General features: G+C 58.2%; 20 protein-coding genes and 1 tRNA gene. 6 read left to right on the forward strand and 15 right to left on the reverse strand.

Going from position 1 to position 20901, the window contains the following annotated elements; translation table 11 throughout:
* Positions 1–8: 8 nt before the first annotated feature.
* The 5 genes from rbfA to OYT1_RS09215 form a co-directional block, all read right to left on the reverse strand.
* The gene (rbfA, locus tag OYT1_RS09195; RefSeq protein ID WP_062626073.1) at positions 9–374 is read right to left on the reverse strand and encodes a 30S ribosome-binding factor RbfA; all 366 of its coding nucleotides are present in this window, start codon (positions 372–374) and stop codon (positions 9–11) included.
* On the reverse strand, positions 374–3043 hold the full coding sequence (infB, locus tag OYT1_RS09200) for a translation initiation factor IF-2 (protein WP_062626074.1): 2670 nt from the start codon (positions 3041–3043) through the stop codon (positions 374–376). Before infB ends, rbfA begins: the two co-directional genes overlap by 1 nt.
* Before the next feature lie 32 nt (positions 3044–3075).
* Positions 3076–4548: a transcription termination factor NusA gene (gene nusA, locus OYT1_RS09205; protein WP_062626075.1), complete on the reverse strand. Its 1473-nt coding sequence runs from the start codon at positions 4546–4548 to the stop codon at positions 3076–3078.
* A 42-nt stretch (positions 4549–4590) separates the two neighbouring features.
* Positions 4591–5022, reverse strand: coding sequence for a ribosome maturation factor RimP (rimP, locus tag OYT1_RS09210; RefSeq protein WP_062626076.1), 432 nt, complete (start codon positions 5020–5022; stop codon positions 4591–4593).
* 99 nt (positions 5023–5121) lie between these two features.
* Positions 5122–5829 carry a type 1 glutamine amidotransferase gene (locus OYT1_RS09215; protein ID WP_062626394.1) on the reverse strand — a complete coding sequence of 236 codons (708 nt, stop codon included), beginning with the start codon at positions 5827–5829 and terminating at the stop codon, positions 5122–5124.
* 153 nt (positions 5830–5982) lie between these two features.
* On the opposite strand from OYT1_RS09215, the gene OYT1_RS13685 reads away from it, so the two are divergent.
* The gene (locus OYT1_RS13685; RefSeq protein WP_172588532.1) at positions 5983–6153 is read left to right on the forward strand and encodes a hypothetical protein; all 171 of its coding nucleotides are present in this window, start codon (positions 5983–5985) and stop codon (positions 6151–6153) included.
* A gap of 54 nt (positions 6154–6207) precedes the next feature.
* Here OYT1_RS13685 and uvrB read toward each other — a convergent pair whose 3' ends face one another.
* Both uvrB and OYT1_RS09225 read right to left on the reverse strand, forming a co-directional pair.
* The gene (gene uvrB, locus OYT1_RS09220; protein ID WP_062626078.1) at positions 6208–8232 is read right to left on the reverse strand and encodes an excinuclease ABC subunit UvrB; all 2025 of its coding nucleotides are present in this window, start codon (positions 8230–8232) and stop codon (positions 6208–6210) included.
* A gap of 48 nt (positions 8233–8280) precedes the next feature.
* Positions 8281–9171 carry a DMT family transporter gene (locus tag OYT1_RS09225; protein WP_062626079.1) on the reverse strand — a complete coding sequence of 297 codons (891 nt, stop codon included), beginning with the start codon at positions 9169–9171 and terminating at the stop codon, positions 8281–8283.
* A gap of 581 nt (positions 9172–9752) precedes the next feature.
* Here OYT1_RS09225 and OYT1_RS13575 point away from each other — a divergent pair.
* Genes OYT1_RS13575 through OYT1_RS09235 form a run of 3 tightly spaced genes read left to right on the forward strand, consistent with a single transcriptional unit; the run spans position 9753 to position 11607 of the window.
* Positions 9753–10340, forward strand: a complete 588-nt coding sequence (locus tag OYT1_RS13575; protein WP_145983699.1) for a hypothetical protein — start codon at positions 9753–9755, stop codon at positions 10338–10340.
* Positions 10310–10630 carry a hypothetical protein gene (locus OYT1_RS09230; protein WP_172588533.1) on the forward strand — a complete coding sequence of 107 codons (321 nt, stop codon included), beginning with the start codon at positions 10310–10312 and terminating at the stop codon, positions 10628–10630. The genes OYT1_RS13575 and OYT1_RS09230 overlap by 31 nt, the downstream gene beginning before the upstream one ends.
* Positions 10631–10644: 14 nt before the next feature.
* On the forward strand, positions 10645–11607 hold the full coding sequence (locus tag OYT1_RS09235) for a nuclease-related domain-containing protein (RefSeq protein ID WP_062626081.1): 963 nt from the start codon (positions 10645–10647) through the stop codon (positions 11605–11607).
* Between the two features lie 173 nt (positions 11608–11780).
* On the opposite strand, the gene prfB is transcribed toward OYT1_RS09235, so the two are convergent.
* The 3 genes from prfB to recJ form a co-directional block, all read right to left on the reverse strand.
* A protein-coding gene (prfB, locus tag OYT1_RS09240) for a peptide chain release factor 2 (protein WP_110818379.1) occupies positions 11781–12885 on the reverse strand; the annotation gives its coding sequence in 2 pieces (ribosomal slippage) (positions 11781–12803 and positions 12805–12885; 1104 coding nt in all).
* 33 nt (positions 12886–12918) lie between these two features.
* Positions 12919–14181, reverse strand: a complete 1263-nt coding sequence (locus tag OYT1_RS09245) for an MgtC/SapB family protein (RefSeq protein WP_062626082.1) — start codon at positions 14179–14181, stop codon at positions 12919–12921.
* Between the two features lie 21 nt (positions 14182–14202).
* Positions 14203–15993 carry a single-stranded-DNA-specific exonuclease RecJ gene (gene recJ / locus OYT1_RS09250; RefSeq protein ID WP_062626083.1) on the reverse strand — a complete coding sequence of 597 codons (1791 nt, stop codon included), beginning with the start codon at positions 15991–15993 and terminating at the stop codon, positions 14203–14205.
* A 130-nt stretch (positions 15994–16123) separates the two neighbouring features.
* On the opposite strand from recJ, the gene OYT1_RS09255 reads away from it, so the two are divergent.
* Positions 16124–17359 carry an aspartate kinase gene (locus tag OYT1_RS09255; RefSeq protein WP_062626084.1) on the forward strand — a complete coding sequence of 412 codons (1236 nt, stop codon included), beginning with the start codon at positions 16124–16126 and terminating at the stop codon, positions 17357–17359.
* A 43-nt stretch (positions 17360–17402) separates the two neighbouring features.
* Positions 17403–17496, forward strand: a tRNA-Ser gene (locus OYT1_RS09260).
* 46 nt (positions 17497–17542) lie between these two features.
* Here the strand turns inward: OYT1_RS09260 and mog are convergent.
* The 5 genes from mog to OYT1_RS14015 all read right to left on the reverse strand — a co-directional run bounded on the left by mog (position 17543) and on the right by OYT1_RS14015 (position 20667).
* Entirely contained in the window at positions 17543–18085 is a 543-nt protein-coding gene (gene mog / locus OYT1_RS09265) for a molybdopterin adenylyltransferase (RefSeq protein WP_062626085.1), read from the reverse strand.
* A 79-nt stretch (positions 18086–18164) separates the two neighbouring features.
* Positions 18165–19406, reverse strand: a complete 1242-nt coding sequence (locus OYT1_RS09270; protein WP_232013156.1) for a molybdopterin molybdotransferase MoeA — start codon at positions 19404–19406, stop codon at positions 18165–18167.
* Positions 19407–19410: 4 nt separating this feature from the next.
* Positions 19411–19989 (reverse strand): molybdenum cofactor guanylyltransferase, encoded by a 579-nt coding sequence (gene mobA / locus OYT1_RS09275; protein ID WP_062626087.1) that lies wholly within the window; start codon positions 19987–19989, stop codon positions 19411–19413.
* Positions 19986–20471, reverse strand: coding sequence for a molybdopterin-guanine dinucleotide biosynthesis protein B (mobB, locus tag OYT1_RS09280; RefSeq protein ID WP_062626088.1), 486 nt, complete (start codon positions 20469–20471; stop codon positions 19986–19988). The genes mobA and mobB overlap by 4 nt, the downstream gene beginning before the upstream one ends.
* An 88-nt stretch (positions 20472–20559) precedes the next feature.
* Positions 20560–20667, reverse strand: coding sequence for an excalibur calcium-binding domain-containing protein (locus OYT1_RS14015; protein ID WP_232013255.1), 108 nt, complete (start codon positions 20665–20667; stop codon positions 20560–20562).
* Between the last annotated feature and the right edge of the window lie 234 nt (positions 20668–20901).

Here is a 20901-nt window from a genome sequence, read left to right on the forward strand (position 1 = left end):
AACCTACCTCAATCCTTTTCTGGATGCTGGTCGCTGGCAACCGCTTGGTCGATCAATTGCGACAATTGCGAACCACGCTCGACCGAGGCGTCATAGGCAAAATGCAGTTGCGGCACGATACGCAGCTTGATCGCCTGCGCAACATGGCGTCGCAAGAAACCGCTGGCGCGCTCCAAACCTTGCTGTAACTCAGGACTCTTCCCCTCCAGCGCGGTGTAGAACACCTTGGCGTGCGAATAGTCCTTGGCAACCTCGACATCAGTCACAGTCACCAGCTTCACACGCGGGTCTTTCAACTCCAAACGGATCGCTTCAGCCAGCTCACGCTGGATCTGCTGCGCGATACGGTCGGTGCGAGCGTAGTCCTTAGGCATTACAGAGCGCGCGCCACTTCAACGATCTCAAACACTTCCAGCATATCGCCGACTTCCAGATCATTGTAGCCCTTGAGCGACAGACCGCATTCGAAGTTGGACTTCACTTCCTTCACGTCATCCTTGAAGCGCTTGAGCGAATCCAACTCGCCGGTATGGATCACCACGTTGCTGCGTAACACGCGAACTTCGGCGCTGCGCTTGATGAGACCCTCGGTCACATAGCAACCAGCCACCGTACCCACCTTGGAGATGTGGAACACCTGACGGATCTCGACAGCGCCGAGTACGACTTCCTTCTTCTCAGGTGCCAGCATGCCAGACATCGCCGCCTTGATCTCATCGACCATCGCGTAAATGATGTTGTAGTAGCGCACTTCCACACCGGCAGACTCGGCCAGCTTGCGTGCCGTTGCATCGGCGCGTGAGTTGAAGCCGATGACGATCGCCTTGGAGGCCAGCGCCAAGTTGATGTCAGATTCGGTGATACCACCGACCGCGCTGTGGATGATGTTGACCTTGACCTCAGGCGTGGACAACTTGCCCAGCGCATGAGCGATCGCCTCGCAGGAACCTTGCACGTCGGACTTGATGATCAGCGCCAAGGTGCTGACTTCGCCTTCGGCCATCTGCTCGAACATATTCTCCAGCTTGGCCGCTTGCTGCTTGGCCAGCTTCACATCGCGGTATTTACCTTGACGGAACAGTGCGATCTCGCGCGCCTTCTTCTCGTCGGACAACACCAAGAAGTCTTCGCCTGCGATCGGCACTTCCGACAAACCTTGGATCTCGACCGGAATGGATGGACCCGCTTCCGTCACTGGCTTGCCGTTCTCATCCAGCATGGCGCGAACACGACCGAACACAGCACCCACCAACACGGTGTCACCGCGCTTCAAGGTACCAGATTGCACCAGCACGGTAGCGACCGGCCCCTTACCCTTATCCAGACGCGCTTCGATCACGATACCCTTGGCGTTGGAATCCTTGGAGGCATTCAACTCCAGCACTTCGGCTTGCAGCAGGATGCTTTCCAGCAAGGTGTCGATACCCTGGCCACTCTTGGCCGAGACTTCGACGAACATGGCATCGCCACCCCAATCTTCCGGCACGACGCCTTCGGTCACCAGCTCTTGCTTGACGCGCTCAGAGTTGGCATCCGGCTTATCGATCTTGGTCACGGCAACCACGATGGGCACGCCCGCTGCCTTAGCATGGTGAACCGCTTCGCGCGTCTGCGGCATCACGCCGTCATCCGCCGCCACCACCAGAATCACGATGTCGGTCACTTTGGCACCACGGGCACGCATCGCCGTAAAGGCTTCGTGACCTGGGGTATCCAAGAATGTGATCATGCCGCGCGGAGTATCGACGTGATACGCGCCGATGTGCTGAGTGATGCCACCTGCTTCGCCCGAGGCGACGCGAGTGCGACGGATGTAATCCAGCAGCGAGGTCTTACCGTGATCCACGTGACCCATCACGGTCACCACGGGAGCGCGATGCTCCATCACCAAATCCTTGTGCTCGGCATCATCCACCAGATACGCATCAGGATCGTCGGCCTTAGCCGCCTTAGCGACGTGACCCAACTCTTCCACCACGATCATCGCGGTTTCCTGATCCAGCACTTGGTTGATGGTGACCATCGAACCCATCTTCATCAGCACCTTGATGATCTCGGCGGCCTTGATCGCCATTTTCTGCGCCAACTCGGCCACAGTGATGGTTTCCGGCACCATCACCTCGCGCACCATCGGTTCGGTCGGCAAGGAGAACGCATGTTGCCCAGCATCCTGCTTGCTGTGCTTATCATGACGTGGCGCACGACCGTGGCCGACATTGCGACCACCGCTAGGTGCGCGAGTGTCCGCCGCAGGCTTGGCTGGTGTACGTTTCTTATGGCCATCAGCATCCCACGGGCTATCTTTGGCCGGAGGCGCAGTCTTGACACCCTTCTTGATGACCGGCTTAGATACCTTATCACCTGGGCGCGGAGTAGGCTTATGCAACGTACCATCGGCCAAATTTGCAGGAGCAGAAGTTGGAGCAACTACAGCTGCCTCGCCGACTTCAGGCGCAGCGACGACAGCTGCAACAGGCTCCACGACTTCGACGACAGGTTGCGGCGCTGCTACGACAGCAACCGGCTGCGGCTCTTCATGCTCAAAACTCTTGCGCTTGTTACGCTCCAGCTTGGCTTGCACATCCGCCGCTTGGCGCGCAGCCAACTCGGCCTGCAAACGCGCTTCCGCTTGGCGCGATGCCAACTCACGCTCGCCCAGCACACTGATGACGGGTGCAGCAGGAGCGACTGGCGCAGCCACTACGGGGGCAACTACAGGTGCGGCAACCACCACCGGCGCCTCCACTGGCTGCTGCGGTGCGACCACGCGCTTCTTGCGCACTTCCACTTGGATGGTACGCGCCTTACCGGTGCTGTCAGATTTCTTGATCTCGGTGGTTTCGCGCCGGGTCAGAGTGATCTTGCTCTTGCTCACGCCGCCATGTGCGTTACGTAGATGCGCCAACAACAGCGCCTTATCCTGCTCGGACACTTGATCCGCCTCCGACTGCTTGGCGACGCCAGCGGCCTGAAACTGTTCCAGCAGCAGCGATACCGGCTGACCGAGCTCGCCGGCAAACTGCGCTACATTCATTTTTCCCATTACTACTACCCCTCAGTGTGTATCGAAGTGCCTTATGCGAACCAGGGAGCGCGCGCTGCCATGATCAGCGCATTGGCGCGTTCTGCGTCCATGCCGGTCATTTCAACTAACTCTTCCACATCCAGATCGGCCAGCGCTTCCTGCGTACCCACATCCTTGCTTGCCAAGATGCGTGCAGTCTCGTCGTCCATGCCATCCAGCTTGTGCAGGTCTTCGATATGGTGTTCCACTTCTTCCTCATTGGCGATCGCAGCGGTCAGCAGTGCATTGCGGGCGCGGCTGCGCAACTCCTCAACGGTTGCTTCGTCGAATGCTTCGATCTCCAGCATCTCATCCAGCGGCACGTAAGCCACTTCTTCCAGCGTGTTGAAACCTTCTTGCACCAGAATGTCGGCGACTTCCTCGTCCACATCCAGCTTGGCGATGAACAGGTCACGCACCTTGGCTGTCTCTTGACCACTCTTAGCCTCAAAGGCCTCAACGGTCATGATATTCAATTCCCAGCCAGTCATCTGACTGGCCAGACGCACGTTTTGACCGCCGCGTCCGATGGCCTGCGCCAAGCTTTCCTCTTCGACCACCACGTCCATACTGTGCTGCTCTTCATCCACCACGATGCTGGTGACATCCGCAGGTGCCAGCGCGTTGATGACATTGGTCGCTGGATCTTCCGACCACAGCACGATGTCCACACGCTCGCCAGCCAATTCGTTAGTCACGGCCTGAACGCGTGAACCGCGCATGCCTACGCAGGTACCGATCGGATCAAGACGCTGATCGTGCGTACGCACAGCGATCTTGGCACGAGAACCAGGATCACGCGCAGCAGCCACGATCTCCAGCAGCCCTTCTTCGATCTCCGGCACTTCCAGCTCGAACAGTTTGACCAAGAACTCGGGCGAAACACGGGACAGCACGATCTGCGGGCCGCGCACGGTGCGATCCACACGCAGCAGATAAGCACGCACGCGATCACCGACGCGCAGATTCTCCTTGGGGATCATCTGCTCGCGCGGCAGCAGTGCTTCGATCTTGCCGAATTCAACGATGGCATTGCCGCGCTCCAAGCGCTTGACTGTACCGGACACCAGATGCTCGCTACGCTCCATGAAGTCGCTCAAGATCTGCTCGCGCTCGGCATCACGGATCTTTTGGAAGATCACTTGCTTGGCCGCTTGCGCACCGATACGACCGAAGTCGATGGATTCCAACGGCTCTTCAACGAACTCTTCCAGTTGAACACCAGGATTAGATTTTTGCGCTTGCTCCAGCTTGATGTGCAGATCCGGCGTCTCGAAAGTCTCGTCGTCCATCACTTGCCAGCGGCGGAACGATTCGTACTCGCCGGTGTTGCGATCGATACTGACGCGCACATCGGCCTCGTCCTCGAAACGCTTCTTCGTGGCAGACGCCAAAGCCGACTCCAGCGCACCGAACACCACTTCCCGATCCACGTTCTTTTCGCGCGCCAGGACATCTACCAACAACAGAACTTCACGACTCATCTCACCGTCTCCAACAATTCAAACTTGGCCGCTCGCGGCAACTCACTCAAACACCGGCACTAGGCGCGCCTTGTCCACACTAGCCAATTCGATGGCCACCTGCACACCTTCGACATCCAACTGCAACACCCCATCCTGAACTGCGCCCAGAATGCCAATAAAATTCTTGCGACCATTGAGTGGCATCCGCAGCTTCAACTGCGCCTTAGCGCCAGCAAAGCGAACGAAGTCCACCTCTTTTTTCAAAGGCCGATCCAAACCCGGCGACGAAACTTCCAATCGATCGAACTCGACATTCTCTACCGTGAACAAACGCGTCAATTGATGACTGACTCGCTCACAATCTTCCAGCGCGATACCTTCCGGCTTATCCAGAAACACACGCATCAGTCCACGACCGGAGATTTCAAAATCCACCAGCTCGTAACCGAGGCCAGTCACTGTCGTTTCGATTATTTTTGTTACATCCGCCATGTTTTCTGTTCCACAAATAAAAAACGGGCTCAAGGCCCATCTCAAAACTGCGGCGGGATTATAACAAAGAATCAGCCCAATAGAAAATTCTCTTTTCGATCAGTCACGCAAGCCCTTCACCCAGCGAGCATAAATGCGGCGTGCCACGGCATGGAGTTGCGGCAATCGAGCAGTCATCTCGGCCAGTATCTGCGCGGGTGTTTGTACCGCCGAACCCACGGGACAGCTCGCTATCTCGTCCGCACCGACCTCGCACCAGTCGCGGATCATCGCCTCGGTCATTTCGACATGACACTGCAAGCCAAGATGCTTGCCCGATACAAACCCCTGATGAGCACAATATCCACTGGACAGCAGCAACTGCGCCCCCGCCGGCAAGGAGAATGTCTCTCCGTGCCAATGGAACACCTCGAACTCATAGCGATCGCCCAACCAATCACTGGCGATCTCACGATCGACCACCGCAACCCTACCCCAGCCGATCTCCTTCACTGGATTGCGCGTCACACTCCCACCCAGCGCCTTACTCATCAACTGACCACCCAGACAATGCCCCAGCACGGGAATGTCGAGCGCGACCGCTTCGCGGATCAACGCCAGCACTGGCGAAATCCACGGCAACTCATCATTCACACTCATCGGCCCGCCCATGAGCACCAGCCCAGAAAAAGCAGATGCCGAGATCGGCACCGCCTCGCCGGCATCAATGCAGATCAGCTGCCACGGGATGGACTGCTCATCCAGAAACTCAGCAAGCAAGCCCGGCCCCTCGATGGCAGCATGGCGAAAAATAGCGACTGGCTTCATAGCGACCCCAAGCATAGATACGGAGGCCACATGGTAAAGTGCCGCGCCCGCAATATCAAATTGCAAGGCGACAGGATTCCGGTAGAATCACGCCCACTCAAGCAGCAGCGCTTGAAACGAATTCAACAACTTCCAAAATTTAAGGGGTACGGAATGAGCAAACCAGTGATGACTATCGTATTCGGCTTGGCCTGTGTAGCCTTGGCCTTCGCCAGCGGAAAAACCTTCTTGGGTATGGGCTTCGCCATGCTGGCCATCGGCTCCATCGGCTACGGCGCAGGCTCGATGATGAACTCCGACTGCCCACAGATCCCGAAGCAGTAATTTGGATTTGTCAGGTTAAAACGGGCGCAATCGCAAGGTTGCGCCCGTTTTGTTTTACAGCGGCGACACAAATATACTTTCCCGCAGCTTCTTCAGCTGATCGCGTAGCTCGGCAGCTTTCTCAAACTCCAGATTCTTTGCCGCTGCCAGCATTTCTTTTTCCAGCCGTTTGATCTCTTTGGAGACATCCTTCTCGCTCATCGCCAGATACTTGGCCTCATTCTGCGCAGCCTTGAGCGATTTACGTTCAGCATCCACGTCGTAAGCGCCATCGATGATGTCCTTGATGCGCTTGACCACACCGACGGGCGTGATGCCGTGCGCTAGGTTATGGGCGATTTGCTTGGTACGGCGGCGGTCGGTTTCGTCGATGGCGCGACGCATGGAGTTGGTAATCCGGTCGGCGTAGAGCAAGGCTTTGCCATTCAGGTGGCGCGCAGCGCGTCCTATGGTTTGGATCAAGGAGCGCTCGGAACGCAGGAAGCCTTCCTTGTCCGCATCCAAGATCGCCACCAGCGACACCTCGGGAATATCCAGCCCCTCACGCAGCAAGTTGATGCCGACCAGCACGTCGAACACGCCTAGGCGCAGGTCGCGGATGATCTCGACGCGCTCCACCGTTTCAATGTCCGAGTGCAGGTAACGCACCTTGATGCCGTGCTCGGTGAAGTAGTCAGTCAGGTCTTCCGCCATGCGTTTGGTGAGCGTGGTCACTAGCACGCGCTCGCCCTCTTTCACCCGCAGATTCACCTCCGACATAAGATCATCCACCTGATGAGTGGCCGGACGCACTTCGATCACCGGATCGGTCAGTCCGGTCGGGCGCACCACTTGCTCGACCACTTGGCCAGTGTGCTCGGCTTCGTAAGTTGAGGGCGTGGCGGAGACGAAGATCGCCTGGCGCATCACTTTTTCGAATTCGTCGAAGCGCAGCGGACGATTATCCAGCGCCGATGGCAATCGAAAGCCGTAGTTGACGAGATTTTCTTTTCTCGCGCGGTCGCCTTTGTACATGCCGCCGATCTGCGGAATCATCACATGACTCTCGTCGAGGAACATCAGCGCTTCCGGCGGCAGATAGTCGAGCAGCGTGGGAGGTGCCGCACCATCCGGTCGCCCAGAAAGATGACGGGAGTAGTTCTCGATGCCTTTGGTGAAGCCGATCTCGGCCAGCATTTCCAAATCATGGCGGGTGCGCTGTTCGATGCGCTGCGCCTCCACCAGCTTACCCTCTTTCACAAAGAATGAGATGCGTTCGGCCAGCTCGACCTTGATGGTTTCGATGGCGCGCAGCGTGGTTTCGCGCGGTGTGACGTAATGGCTGGACGGATAGACGGTGAAGCGCACCACGCGGGTGAGAATGTGGCCGGTGAGCGGATCGAACAAGGACAAGGTTTCCACTTCGTCATCGAACATCGACAGCCGCAAGGCATGTTCGCTGCTTTCTGCCGGGAAGATGTCGATCACATCGCCGCGCACTCGAAAGTTGCCACGCGCGAAGTCCACATCGTTGCGGTCGTACTGCATCGCCACCAGCCGCTGAATCACATCGCGCTGCGGGATCTTTTCGCCCTCACGCAGGTGCAAGATCATGCCGTGATAATCCACAGGATCGCCGATACCGTAGATGGACGACACCGTGGCAACGATGATGGAATCCTGCCGCTCCAGCAGCGACTTCGTGGCGGAAAGGCGCATCTGCTCGATCTGCTCGTTGATGCTGGAGTCCTTCTCGATGTACACATCGCGCGACGGCACGTACGCCTCGGGCTGGTAGTAGTCATAGTAGGAGACGAAATACTCGACCGCATTCTCGGGGAAAAATTCGCGCATCTCGGAATACAACTGCGCCGCCAACGTCTTGTTCGGTGCCATCACGATGGCGGGCCGCCCAGTACGCGCGATCACGTTCGCCATGGTGAAAGTCTTGCCGGAGCCGGTCACCCCAAGCAGCGTCTGGAACGCCAAGCCGTCGTTGATGCCCTCCACCAACTGGGCGATCGCCGTCGGCTGATCGCCCGCCGGTTCGAACGGCAGGTGCAAGCGGTAAGGACTATCGGGAAAAGTTTGGATGTTCATGGCAGTCGTGCATTGTACGGGCAAATAACGCTCACCAGAACCGATCCATCATCCAATCCGCTTAAAACTCAGCCCCAACCGCCCGCCCCATCGATGCAGGCACAAGCCCAGCAGGATGCTGGCCGTACCCAACCAAACCTGAGGCAACACGACCTCGTCGTTCAGCCCATGCCCGAGCAGCAAAGCCAATACCGGAGTGACCAACGTGATTAGCGCGATACGCCCCGCATCCATGTGCTTGATGAGGTAATAGTAGAGCGCAAAGCCCAGCACCGAGCCCAACACCCCCAAATATAGGATCGCCGCTATGGCGCGCAACGAAAGCCCGTTCGGAACGTGACCACCCTCCGCATACATCCATTCAGCAAAGAAGAGCGGCAGCGCCACCAACAAGCTGCCCAGCGTCGTCGCCAAAGGTGGGCTGTCGTCGCCGATGCGCTTGAGCCAGACCAAGCCCAGCGACTGCAACGCCACAGCCAGCAACAAAGCCGCCAAGCCGATGGCCGCACCGCTCCCCAAATGCAGATTGCCGTAAAACACCATCACCAGACCCAGCAAGCCGAACACGATCCCTGCGAGTTTATTGGGCGATAACGCCTCCTCGCTCAACCACATCGCCGCACCCAAGCTAGTGATGAGCGGCGTCAAGCCGAACAACACCGAGATCATGCCCGAGCTGATGAACTGCGCCGCCCAATAGCTCAAAGCCATCGCGCCGAACATACTCGTGCCGCTGACGACATACGCCAATCTCGCTTGACGATGCAGCGGGAATCGCACGCGCAGTGACACCAGCAAAGCCGCGCACAGCGCCGTGCCGATCACCATGCGCGAAAATACGGCAAAACTAAATCCCGCCTCCAACGCACTCCATTTGATGGCGAGCGGCGTGGTTGACCAGATCAAAATCACTGAAACGAATGCAGCCGGAAGCGACATGCTTATCTCCAAATAACGCCCAGCCCTCATGGCAAAGGCGCAAAAAAAACAGGCCACAGAAACAATCTGTGGCCTGTCGAAAGTCGCTATTGAAACGAAACGCTAACTCTCCAGACCACCAGACGGACGCAGCCACGCCATGCGCACGGCGGCACATACGCGGATTCGGACGGAGAAGTTGGACGAGATCGGTTTCATGGGCGCGGATTATCAAGGCAAAAGTCAGGCAGTGTCAATCCAAGCACAAGCATCAGCCCGCCACCGAACCATTCTTGAGGCTTAAGTCGGGGATCGCAGGCATATCGCCTTCAACCGAAGGTGTCTATCGCGGCCCCTCCTAACTCACCGGTAGTGAAGGCACACCCGACACCTGAAAACAGTGTGGCGCGTTCAGCACCCTGCGTCCGCATTGACACACCCTGCCGCGTTCCAATACAGTTCAGCCCACTTGCAGATTCCCCCACGCACATCGCACCGCACGAACGGCGCGAGGCTCAAGGAAAATCCCCCCAGAATTAGGAGCTGGCGCAAGACAAGAACCCGCACAGCGGGTGGCCAGCATTCGACACAAGGGGAAATAGTTGTCTTACGCATCCGAACAGCCCGCGCTCAAACCCGCTGCAAGCCATAACCCGCGCTCCGCCAGCGAACCCTGGAATCTCGTCGCCGATGGCTATGCCGAGACCACCATGCTCGGCGCACTGCGCGCCATCAAGCCCGACCTGCCGCAACCGCAACGCTCCGTCACCACACGGGAAAACCCCGAACGCTTCAAACAAGAGATGGAAGAAGCCGGATTCCGCAACGTCGCGATACGCAGCATCACCCGGAGCCTGTCTCGACAGGTTTCATACCCCGCGTTGGCGCGGGGCGTGGATGGATGCAAGTCGCAGCGCGCTGCCAATGGTCACTCCATTGGCGAGCGGTGCAACGCAGCAGACGCCGCGCCCCGCACCAACCCGAAGGGCCACTCTCCTGCGGGCGCATTGCGGCGTTGCGGCCTGCTTGTGGAGAATAACTACACTGCGCAAGCCGCGCCTTGCACTGCATCCCGCAGGAGAGTGGCGCGGGGTATGAAATCTGCCGAGACAGGCTCTTGGCCTTCCCCGTCGGCAGCACTGACGAATTCTGGGACAGCATGGTCAAGGGCAGCGCACCGATTCAGATGATGAAGAAGGGATTGGGCGAAGCGTTGTGGCGCGAGAAGGAAAAGCTGGCGCTAGCTTGGCTGGAAGAGACACTGCCTGCGCTGAAGGAGCCGCTGACTTCGGATGCTTGGTTGGGGGTGGGGGTTAGCTGTGGCACAACATCCCGGTCGGGCCTTTCGGCAGGCATCCTGATTTCGTGGCTTTGCATCCGCAGCAGGGCATTGTGGTGCTGGGGTAAAGGATTGGCGACTGGGTACAGTAGACGTACGGCCAATGTCGTGGTGTGGAATACCGTTATTTGTTTTTTGTAATACAAGGGAATGCGATGCTCATCAAGAATGCAGATAGTAGGGACAGGGATTTAGCGACACTTAGATCACTACTCGATCACCCGGCGGCCAGTGCCGATATCAAAGCGAGGGTCGAACAAGAGATAAAAAAGATGCAGGCTGGGATCAAGGGCGAGCAGGATGCCGCCTACGAGATCAACTTCTATTTCGGACCTTCGAAGAACTGGGCAGTGATTCACGACTTGCGTGTGGAACATGCGGGTCGCGTTGCCCAGATCGACCATTTGTTGATCAATCGGTTTCTAGAATGTTGGGTGTTCGAGAGTAAGCATTTCAGTGAGGGCATCGCCATCAACGAGCAAGGCGAGTGCACCATTTTCTGGAATGGTAAGCCGCGCGGCATTCCATCTCCCTATGAGCAAAACGTCAAGCATATTGCTGTATTGAAGGCGATGGGTGACAGTGGTGCCATCCCCTTGCCGACTCGACTGGGCATCTCCATAAAGCCCACTTACATCGGGATGGTAGCCGTTTCCAAAGGTGCGCGTATCTCGCGTCCGAAGGAGAATGGCTGGTGGAGCACGAGCGTCATCAAGGCCGACCAGATCAGGGCTGCGATCGACAAAGCCATCGATGCGGATAACAACATCTTAGGAGCGGTGAAGCTCGTCGCCTCGGATACCTTGCAGGTCTTCGCCCGAGGGTTTGCCGCACGTCATAGGCCGATCCTTGTCGATTGGCATGCCAAGTTTGGTCTCTCGAAAGTACAACCTGCCTCACCGATAATAGAGGTGCTGCCAACGGTCCTGAAAGTTGAAGAGCCGCCCGCCCCAAAGGCCGAGGAGCAACCGAGTGCAAAGAAATCCAAACTGATATGCAAAGCGTGTGAGGTTTCAGTTACATACAATGTCGCTAAGTTTTGCTGGAATAACAATCGACGCTTCGGTGGCGACATTTATTGCATGAACTGCCAAAAAACCGCGCCCCAACCCGGGTGAACTAAACGCTAAACTTTTTACTGCGACACCATGAGTCGGTTATACAGCCAAGGCATTTCCCTCTCGGAACGAGCCGCCTTGCTGGGGTTCGCAGGCTCACCCCAGCCTACGGTGGCTACCAAAAGGAGGATACGCGATGAGTGCGCCGTGGTGGCACGGCGCTTCAGGCGCGGTTACACGCCCTGCTTCAGACTCGCCGCGATGAAGTCATCCAGATCGCCGTCCAGCACGCCTTGGGTGTTGCCGACTTCGTAGTTGGTGCGCAGGTCTTTGATGCGTGACTGGTCGAGCACGTAAGAGCGAATCTGGTGGCCCCAGCCGATGTCTGACTTGGTGTCTTCCAGCGCTTGCTTCTCGGCATTGCGCTTGCGCAGTTCTTCCTCATACATGCGCGATTTCAGCATGGACATGGCTTCGGCGCGGTTCTTGTGTTGCGAGCGGTCGTTCTGGCACTGCACGACGATGCCAGTGGGAACGTGGGTGATACGCACCGCCGAGTCGGTCTTGTTGATGTGCTGGCCACCCGCGCCGGAGGCACGATAGGTGTCCACGCGCAGGTCGGCGGGGTTGATGTCGATCTCGATGGAGTCGTCCACTTCGGGATAGATGAACACGCTGACGAACGAGGTGTGGCGGCGGGCGTTGGAGTCAAACGGCGATTTGCGCACTAGGCGGTGCACGCCGGATTCGGTGCGCAGATGGCCGTAGGCGTATTCGCCGGAGACCTTGATGGTCGCGCCTTTGATGCCGGCCACGTCGCCATCGGACTCTTCCAAGATTTCCACCGCGTAGCCTTTGCGCTCGCTGTAACGGATGTACATACGCAGCAACATGGAAGCCCAATCCTGCGCTTCGGTGCCGCCCGAGCCGGACTGGATGTCGATGAAGCAGTTGGCGGCATCCAGCTCGCCCGAGAACATGCGGCGGAACTCCAGCTCTTCGACGCGGCGCGCCACGGCTTGCACATCGGCCTCAACGCTCAGCAGGCTGGCTTCGTCGTTCTCTTCCAGCGACATCTCCAGCAGCTCGGCGTTGTCGTCCAGCGACTGCGCCACTTCGCGCAACGTCACCACCACCGCTTCCAGCGCCTTGCGCTCTTTGCCCAGCTCTTGGGCGCGCTTGGCGTCTTGCCACAGCGCGGGGTCTTCGGACAGTTGTTCGACTTCGGTCAGGCGTTCTTCTTTGCCATCGAAGTCAAAGATACCTCCGCAGCTCGGCACTGCGCACACGCAGGTCGGCCAGCAAGTTGGTGAGGGCGTTGAGTTGTTCGGCTTCCATGTTACTGCTCCGCGATTCTGGGAAAGGCGCGGATTATAGCGCAATCCATCCAAGCAACACGCCGCCGGCCATTGCGCCGAAACCGATGGCCACTCGACGTGCCAGTTGCTTGCCGCCGATGAAGAACACCATGCCAAGCTTGAATAGGAGATTGGCCAGAAAAGCGAGCGTGATGGCTGTCACCGCTTGATGTTCACTCAAGGTACCCTGATTGAATAATCGCAGGCTGGACAAGGTGATGGCATCAACGTCGGTCAACCCTGAGATCAGCGCGACCACGTACAAGCCTTGGCTACCCGCCACATCTGCCATCCATGCCGAGCCCATCAATACGCACACATAAAGCAGCCCGAAGCCAATGGCAGCTTGCAACTCTGCCGGGTTGCGGGTGGTTGGTAGGTAAAGCTCTGAGCTCGGCACCGATTTGCGCCAGCCATACAACAACGCGAGCAAGCCACTCACCAAGCCGCTGACCAACACGGGCGCTAAGCCTGCCACAGCCCCAAAAGCCACGACCGAACTGACGATCAGTAGTCGCAATAACACGACCATGCTGGCGATGAGAATGATCAAAGTAGCCAGCGTTTCCATGGCGGCATCTTGCTTGCCGTGCTTGGCATAGATCAACGTGGTGGCCGTACTGGAAACCAAGCCGCCGAGAAATCCCAGTAATGGTGCGCCATAGCGACTACCGACGATTTGCAGAGCCGCATATCCCGCCAGACTGAGGCCGGAGATCAGAATCACCATCAGCCACGCTTGATGCGGATTGACTGCGCCGTAGGGGCCAAAATCCTGATCTGGAAGGATGGGCAAGACGATGAACGTCAGGACTGAGAATTGCAGCACCGCCATCAGATCGCGCCGAGTCAGTCGTTGCGACAAGCCGCGCAGCTCGGGCTTGAAGTACAGTAAGGATGTCACGCCTATGCCCAGCATCACAGCCAGCTTGGTCGATCCATACCAGACCAACGCTCCCAGCCCGTAACTCAGCAGCAAAGCGATCACGGTAGTCGTACCCGGATCATCCTCCTGCCGACGTGAATTCATATAAGCAGCAATGATCATGGCGGCTACCGCCAACAAGCCGGCCAAGAGCAGCCAAGGCATGGCGGACCTCGTGGCCAGTAACGCCATCAGTGTGCCGAACACCGCCACCAGCGCGAAGGTCCGCAGCCCAGCCTTGGCGGAAGGATTGCGCTCACGCTCCAGCCCGATCAGCAGGCCGATGGCTAGACTGGTCAAGAACTGCGGTAAGGCTTCAATACTATCGCTCTGCAAAAACCCCATGTCCATTCCAGCCGACTCCCTTCAGGCTTACTCGTATTCACAATGCTGGATGACCAATTGCAAACTTTGCCTGCCATTGTATTCATTGACACTCAGGCTGTACACGAAATGGGCCCGAGGCGGGAGTTCGTCCGCATGGTTGAACATGATCGCTTCGATCGGCACGCCCTCCCGCTCCAGTTTCAGCTTCAAATGCTTCTCGCCCACCACACGCTGGCTCGCCACCCCGAACTCTCCCTCAAAACTAGGCTGAGGGAAACCTTGTCCCCATACCTGCTGTTCAAGCGAACGAGCGAACTCCAACGAAAATTCAGCGGCAGTCAGTTCGCCGTCGGTCTCGATGACTTTGGTCAGGTCGGCGGTGCTGAGCAACTCTTGCGCGACGGCTTCGAATGCCGCGCGGAACGCCTCGAAGTGCTCGGTGCGCACGCTCACGCCCGCCGCCATCGCATGGCCGCCGAACTTCTGGATCAACTGCGGGTGGCGTTTGGACACCAGATCGAGCGCGTCGCGCAGGTGCAGGCCGGGGATGCTGCGCCCAGAACCTTTCAATTCCTCTTCGTTGGCGCGGGCAAACGCGATCACCGGACGATGGAATCGATCTTTCAGGCGCGAAGCGAGGATGCCGATCACGCCCTGATGCCAATCTTCGTTGTATAGAGTGAGCGTATGGCCATCGCTGGGATCGACCTGTTCCAGCGCCGCCAGCGCAGATTCCTGCATATCGGCTTCGATGTCGCGCCGGGCGCGGTTCAGCTCATCGAGCTGCCGCGCCAGCTCAGCAGCCTCATCGGGATCATCGGTCAACAGGCAGCGGATGCCCAAGCTCATGTCCTCCAATCGTCCGGCGGCGTTCAAACGCGGCCCGACGACGAACCCGAGTTCATAGCTAGACACTTGCTCCACCTGTTTGCGTGCCATTTTCAGCAGTGCGTTGATACCGGCGCATCCACGCCCAGCACGGATGCGCGCCAAACCTTGCTGGACGAGGATGCGGTTGTTCTGATCGAGTTTGACGACATCGGCGACGGTACCGAGTGCGACGAGGTCGAGCAAGGTAGCTAGATTCGGCTCAACTTGGATGCCCCTCTCCCCCGCCCCCTCTACCCGCAAGGAGTACGCCGGTGGGTGCCCCGCAGCTTCGCTGCGCCCCTCCCGCAGTCCCACTTGCGGGAGAGGGGAGTTGAATACCCCGCGCTGGCGCAGCTCCGCCCGTAGCGATAGCAACACATAGAACATCACCCCCACGCCCGCCAAATTCTTGCTTGGGAACGGGCAACCCGGCTGGTTCGGATTGACGATGCAAGCTGCATCTGGCAACTCATCTCCCGGCAAGTGGTGGTCAGTCACCAGCACTTCGATGCCGAGCCTATTGGCTTCGGCCACGCCGTCCACGCTGGCGATGCCGTTGTCCACGGTGACGATGATATCTGGCTCAAATCGGGCGGCAAGCTGCACGATCTGCGGTGTCAGCCCGTAGCCGTACTCGAACCGATTGGGCACGATGAACTCGACCCGCGCACCGAACATCTGCAAGCCGCGCACCGCCACGGCACACGCAGTCGCGCCGTCGGCGTCGTAATCAGCCACGACCAATAGTTTTTTCCCGTCAGCGATCGCATCTGCAAGTCTGACCGCCATCGCAGTAATGCCCTTCATCGTCTCGAACGATAAGAGCCGCGTCAAACCACCGGCCAACTCGTCCGCATGTGTCACGCCACGCGCCGCATAGACGCGCGCAAGCAATGGCGTGATCCCAGAATCGGCTAGCGTTTGGGCCGTTTCAGCGGAGTAGTTTCGAGTAGCGATTCTTGGCATGGTCAGCCTGAGTGATGTATGGAGTGAGGCGAAGTTTAGCAGAGACGGAGCGCCGCGTTTTTTGTCCACTTTATCCTGCACTCAGGTAAAATGCGCACCGTTTTGAAACACATAAACTTTTAGGAATATCGTGGCACTGATAGTTCAAAAATACGGCGGCACATCCGTCGGCACCCCGGAGCGCATCAAGAACGTCGCGCGCCGTGTCGCAAAATTCAAGGCACAAGGACACCAAGTCGTCGTCGCCGTCTCCGCCATGAGTGGTGAAACCAACCGCCTGATCGCACTGGCCAAAGAGATCCAGTCTGAACCCGATCCGCGCGAGCTTGACGTGATCGTCTCCACCGGCGAGCAAGTCACCATCGGCCTGCTGGCGATGGCGCTCAAGGAGCAAGGTCTGAAAGCCAAGAGTTACACCGGCGACCAAGTCAAGATCCTCACCGACAGCGCCTTCACCAAAGCTCGCATCATCAGCATCGACGAGCAGAACATCCGCGCCGATCTGGACAACGATTGCGTCGTCGTCGTCGCGGGATTCCAAGGCGTCGATGAGCACGGCAACATCACCACGCTGGGACGCGGCGGTTCGGACACCACCGGCGTAGCACTTGCCGCTGCGCTCAAGGCCGACGAATGCCAGATCTACACCGACGTGGATGGCGTCTATACCACCGACCCGCGCGTCGTACCTGAAGCGCGCCGCCTGAAGAGCATCACCTTCGAAGAGATGCTGGAAATGGCCAGCCTCGGCTCCAAGGTGCTACAGATCCGCTCGGTCGAATTCGCTGGCAAATACAAAGTAAAGTTACGCGTACTCTCCTCGTTCCTCGAAGAACCGGGCGAAGGCACGCTGATCACGTTTGAGGAAGATAACAAAATGGAACAGGCCATCATCTCCGGCATCGCTTTCAACCGCGACGAAGCCAAGATCACCGTCATCGGCGTACCCGACAAGCCCGGAATCGCTTACCAGATCCTCGGCCCAGTCTCGGATGCCAACATCGACGTGGACATGATCATTCAGAACGTCGGCACCGATGGCAGCACGGACTTCTCGTTCACCGTCAACCGCAGCGAGTTCACCAAGGCGATGGACATTCTGAAGAATCAGGTTCAGCCGCACATTGGCGCACGCAACGTGGTCGGCGACAACAAGACCGCCAAGGTTTCCGTCGTCGGCGTAGGCATGCGTTCGCATGTCGGCATCGCCAGCAAGATGTTCCGCACCTTGGCCGAAGAAGGCATCAATCTGCAAATGATCTCCACCTCCGAGATCAAGATTTCTGTCGTCATCGACGAGAAATATCTGGAATTGGCCGTGCGCGTACTGCACAAGGCCTTCGATCTGGATCAGGAAGACGCATAACGTTTGACCAAAACAGGGCGATGGGGTATTCTCCGCGCCCGTTGGAGAGGTGGCCGAGAGGTCGAAGGCACACCCCTGCTAAGGGTGCATACGAGCTAAAACTTGTATCGAGGGTTCGAATCCCTCCCTCTCCGCCAGTTGCAACAAAGAGCCCTTGGAAACAAGGGCTCTTTTGTTTCTAGCTTAGGCGTTCGATTTGGCGTGAGCTGGCCGGAATGCCTTGCACTGTCGCGGATCGGATTCCAGATAAGCACCTTCGATCAGGTCGATGCAATATGGGATCGCCGGGAACACCGCATTCAGGCAATCATCGATAGCAGAAGGTTTACCGGGTAAATTCACGATGAGCGACTTACCACGGATGCCTGCCGTCTGCCGCGACAGGATCGCGGTCGGCACGAACTTCAACGAAGCTGCGCGCATCAATTCACCGAAGCCCGGCATCATCTTCTGACACACCGCTTCAGTCGCCTCCGGCGTGACATCGCGCAGCGCTGGGCCAGTGCCGCCAGTGGTGACGATCAAACTGCAATTTTCCACGTCAGCAAGCTCGATCAACGTCTGCTCGATCAGCCCCTGTTCGTCGGGAATGACCCGCGACACCGCTTCCCATTCTGAGGTCAATACCCGCGCGAACCAAGCCTGCATCGCTGGGCCGCCTTTGTCTTCGTACTCGCCGCGACTGGCGCGATCAGAGACTGTCACAAAACCGATACGTGCTTTCATAGCATTCCATTTCTATTTCAAAGGTCAAATAAGGCGAGGACGAGCGAACGACGAAGCCAACGTAGTTTCACCGACGAAATCACCATTCCCCGCCCGACTCACCTTGAAAACCCGTGCCATCGAGCAACTGCACCGTGACCATCTCACCGGCTGCGATGCCCTTGCTCTCTGCGGGAATCACCATCAACCCTTCCGCCATCGCCATCGAGTGCAAGATACCGCTCCCCTGATTGCCCGTCGGCGTTGCCAACCTTTCGTCAGCCACCTTACTCAGCATGACGCGCACGAAGTCCGTCCGACCTGGCCTGTGCTTCACATCACGCGCCAGCTTGACGCTCACCGTGGCGCGATGCAGCTTGGCCAGCCCCATGATGGATCGCAATGCCGGTGCGACGAACTGCTCGAAGCACACCATGCTGGAAACAGGATTGCCCGGCAGCCCGAATATCCAAGTCAGCGGAGCGACTCCGAATGCCATCGGATGCCCCGGTTTCATCGCCACGCCCCAGAACTTCATCTGCACGCCCAGCGCTTCCAGTGTCGGACGCACGTAGTCGTGTACGCCGACCGAGGTGCCGCCGGACACCAGCAGCACGTCGAACTGCAAGCCACGTTGCAGCAAGCCGCGCAGGTGATCGGGATCGTCGCGGGCGATGCCTAGCAGCACCGGCTCGATGCCCAGCGCCTGCACCTGCGCCATCAGCGCGTAGCTATTGGCATCGGGGATCTTGTTGGCATCGATGGGCTCGTCCAGCCCTTCCAACTCGTCGCCCGTGGAAAGGATCGCCACGCGCGGCTGGCGATAGACCAGCACGCTGCTCGCCTTGACCATCGCCAACATACCGACCACACCCGGCGTGATCTCGGTACCCGCAGCCAGCACCACCTCGCCGGTTCTCATGCTCTCACCGCGTTCGCGGATATCGTTGCCAGACTTCACCGTAACAGCTATTTGCACGTGGTCATCGACCTGCGCATGCGTATCCTCGACACGAATCACCGCGTCGGCTCCCTGAGGCACCGGTGCACCGGTCATGATGCGCGCGCACTGACCGGCGGCCAGCACTTTCTGCGGCATGTCGCCCGCCTTGATGTCCTCGATGATCTCCAGCACCGCTGGAGCATTCGCCACATCCGCACTGCGGATAGCGAAGCCGTCCATCGCCGACACGTCATACGGCGGCTGGTCGCGGTTGGCGCGCACATCGTCTGCCAGCACCCGCCCCAACGCCTGCTGCAAAGGCACAGATTCCGTACCGAGTCGTCTCATCGTTTCGATCACGCATCGCTGCGCCGCTGCCACCGTCAAACCGTTCATCATTTCCTCATTGCCGTGCCGCCGCGACATCCTGCGGCGTATCCAGATCAAAAAAACTACGGAGCTGCGGATCGCACGCCCGCAACTCCGCCTCATCCACAAAGCATACGTCCAGCTTGCCCAACATCCCGCGCAAGCTGAGGTCGCCACTCGCCAGAGATGTGCGCATCGCCTCCAATGCACTTGCCGCATAGAATGCCGCCAATGGCTGCGGATGCCCGCCCACCATCGGCACCACCGCCTGATGTCCAGCGCGAAAATCTGCCAGCTTCACGACCAACGCTGGCGACACGAACGGCATATCGCACGCCACCGCAAACACCCACGGCGTTTCAGCCTGTGCAAGCCCGGCAATCAAGCCGGCCAACGGCCCGCTAGCCGTCACTTCGTCGCACACTTGCCGCAATTCCAAACCGACACGTTGCTGACGAACACTGACGATCACGCGGGGAAAGATCGCCTGCATCGTCCCCGTCACCCGCTCCAGCAAACTCTTTCCATCGAGCACCAGCGTCGCTTTATCCTGCCCCATGCGACGCGAATCGCCGCCTGCAAGAATCAGCGCGGTGCAATCCTCGATGCTCATAGTTTCAGGATGAAATCAACAATGCCATCGACATCGTCCAGCGCAAAATGCGGCAACTGCGGGAATGCCTCATCAACATCGGTCACCAGCGCGACCAAACCATTCTCGACCGTACAGCGCGGCGTCGGGTTATGCGCACGGCGAACCACCTCGATCTTCGCCCCCGGAGCCAACGAAAACCCCTCCGCCAGTACCAGATCAGCCTCGCCAATGAAGCGCTGCGCCAATTGCTGCGGATCGCGTTCAACAATCTCTTTCGCGACCAACTGCACGCCCTCCCCCGTCACCAGCATACTCAACGCCGCCCCCGCTTGGGTGTAGCGCCAGCTATCCTTGCCCGGCGTATCGAGTTGCACCTGATGATGCGCGTGCTTGATTGTCGCGACCCGCAGTCCGCGTTGTGCAAACTCACGCACCAATTTCTCGACTAGAGTAGTTTTACCGGAGCCGGAATGGCCGACGAAGGTTAGTGTTTTTGCCATAAGAAACAACCCGCCATTTTCATGCGTATTGAGAGTCGTCAACCAACCGTCGCGCCACTTTAATAGTGAGGCTCAAAAGTTTGCGCCATTAGTTGCACCATTGTGTCTCACAAGGAATGCCATTAGAGCGTCCCCCGTCCATTTTGACTCCAGGGCAGTTTTGTAAAAAGAACTTAGCTTCCTCGCAGGAGGTCATTTGAGAGCAATAGATTCTGCCGTCGCAACTAAATGCATGTGTGGGCGGTGTTACGACTACGGGCTCGCTATACCCATGCCCAGCTTCCGACGCTTCAATACCAATTACGTCCTGCGTCGATGGCCTTGTATCCTTGCTCGGTGTGCTTTGCTGTTCGCCAACCACTGCAGCCCGCTCATTCTCGAATTTTGTATAGCCATTCCAAATCAAAGCAACTAGAACAGACAGGATGAC

This window comes from Ferriphaselus amnicola (assembly GCF_000974685.2).
Classification (GTDB): domain Bacteria; phylum Pseudomonadota; class Gammaproteobacteria; order Burkholderiales; family Gallionellaceae; genus Ferriphaselus; species Ferriphaselus amnicola.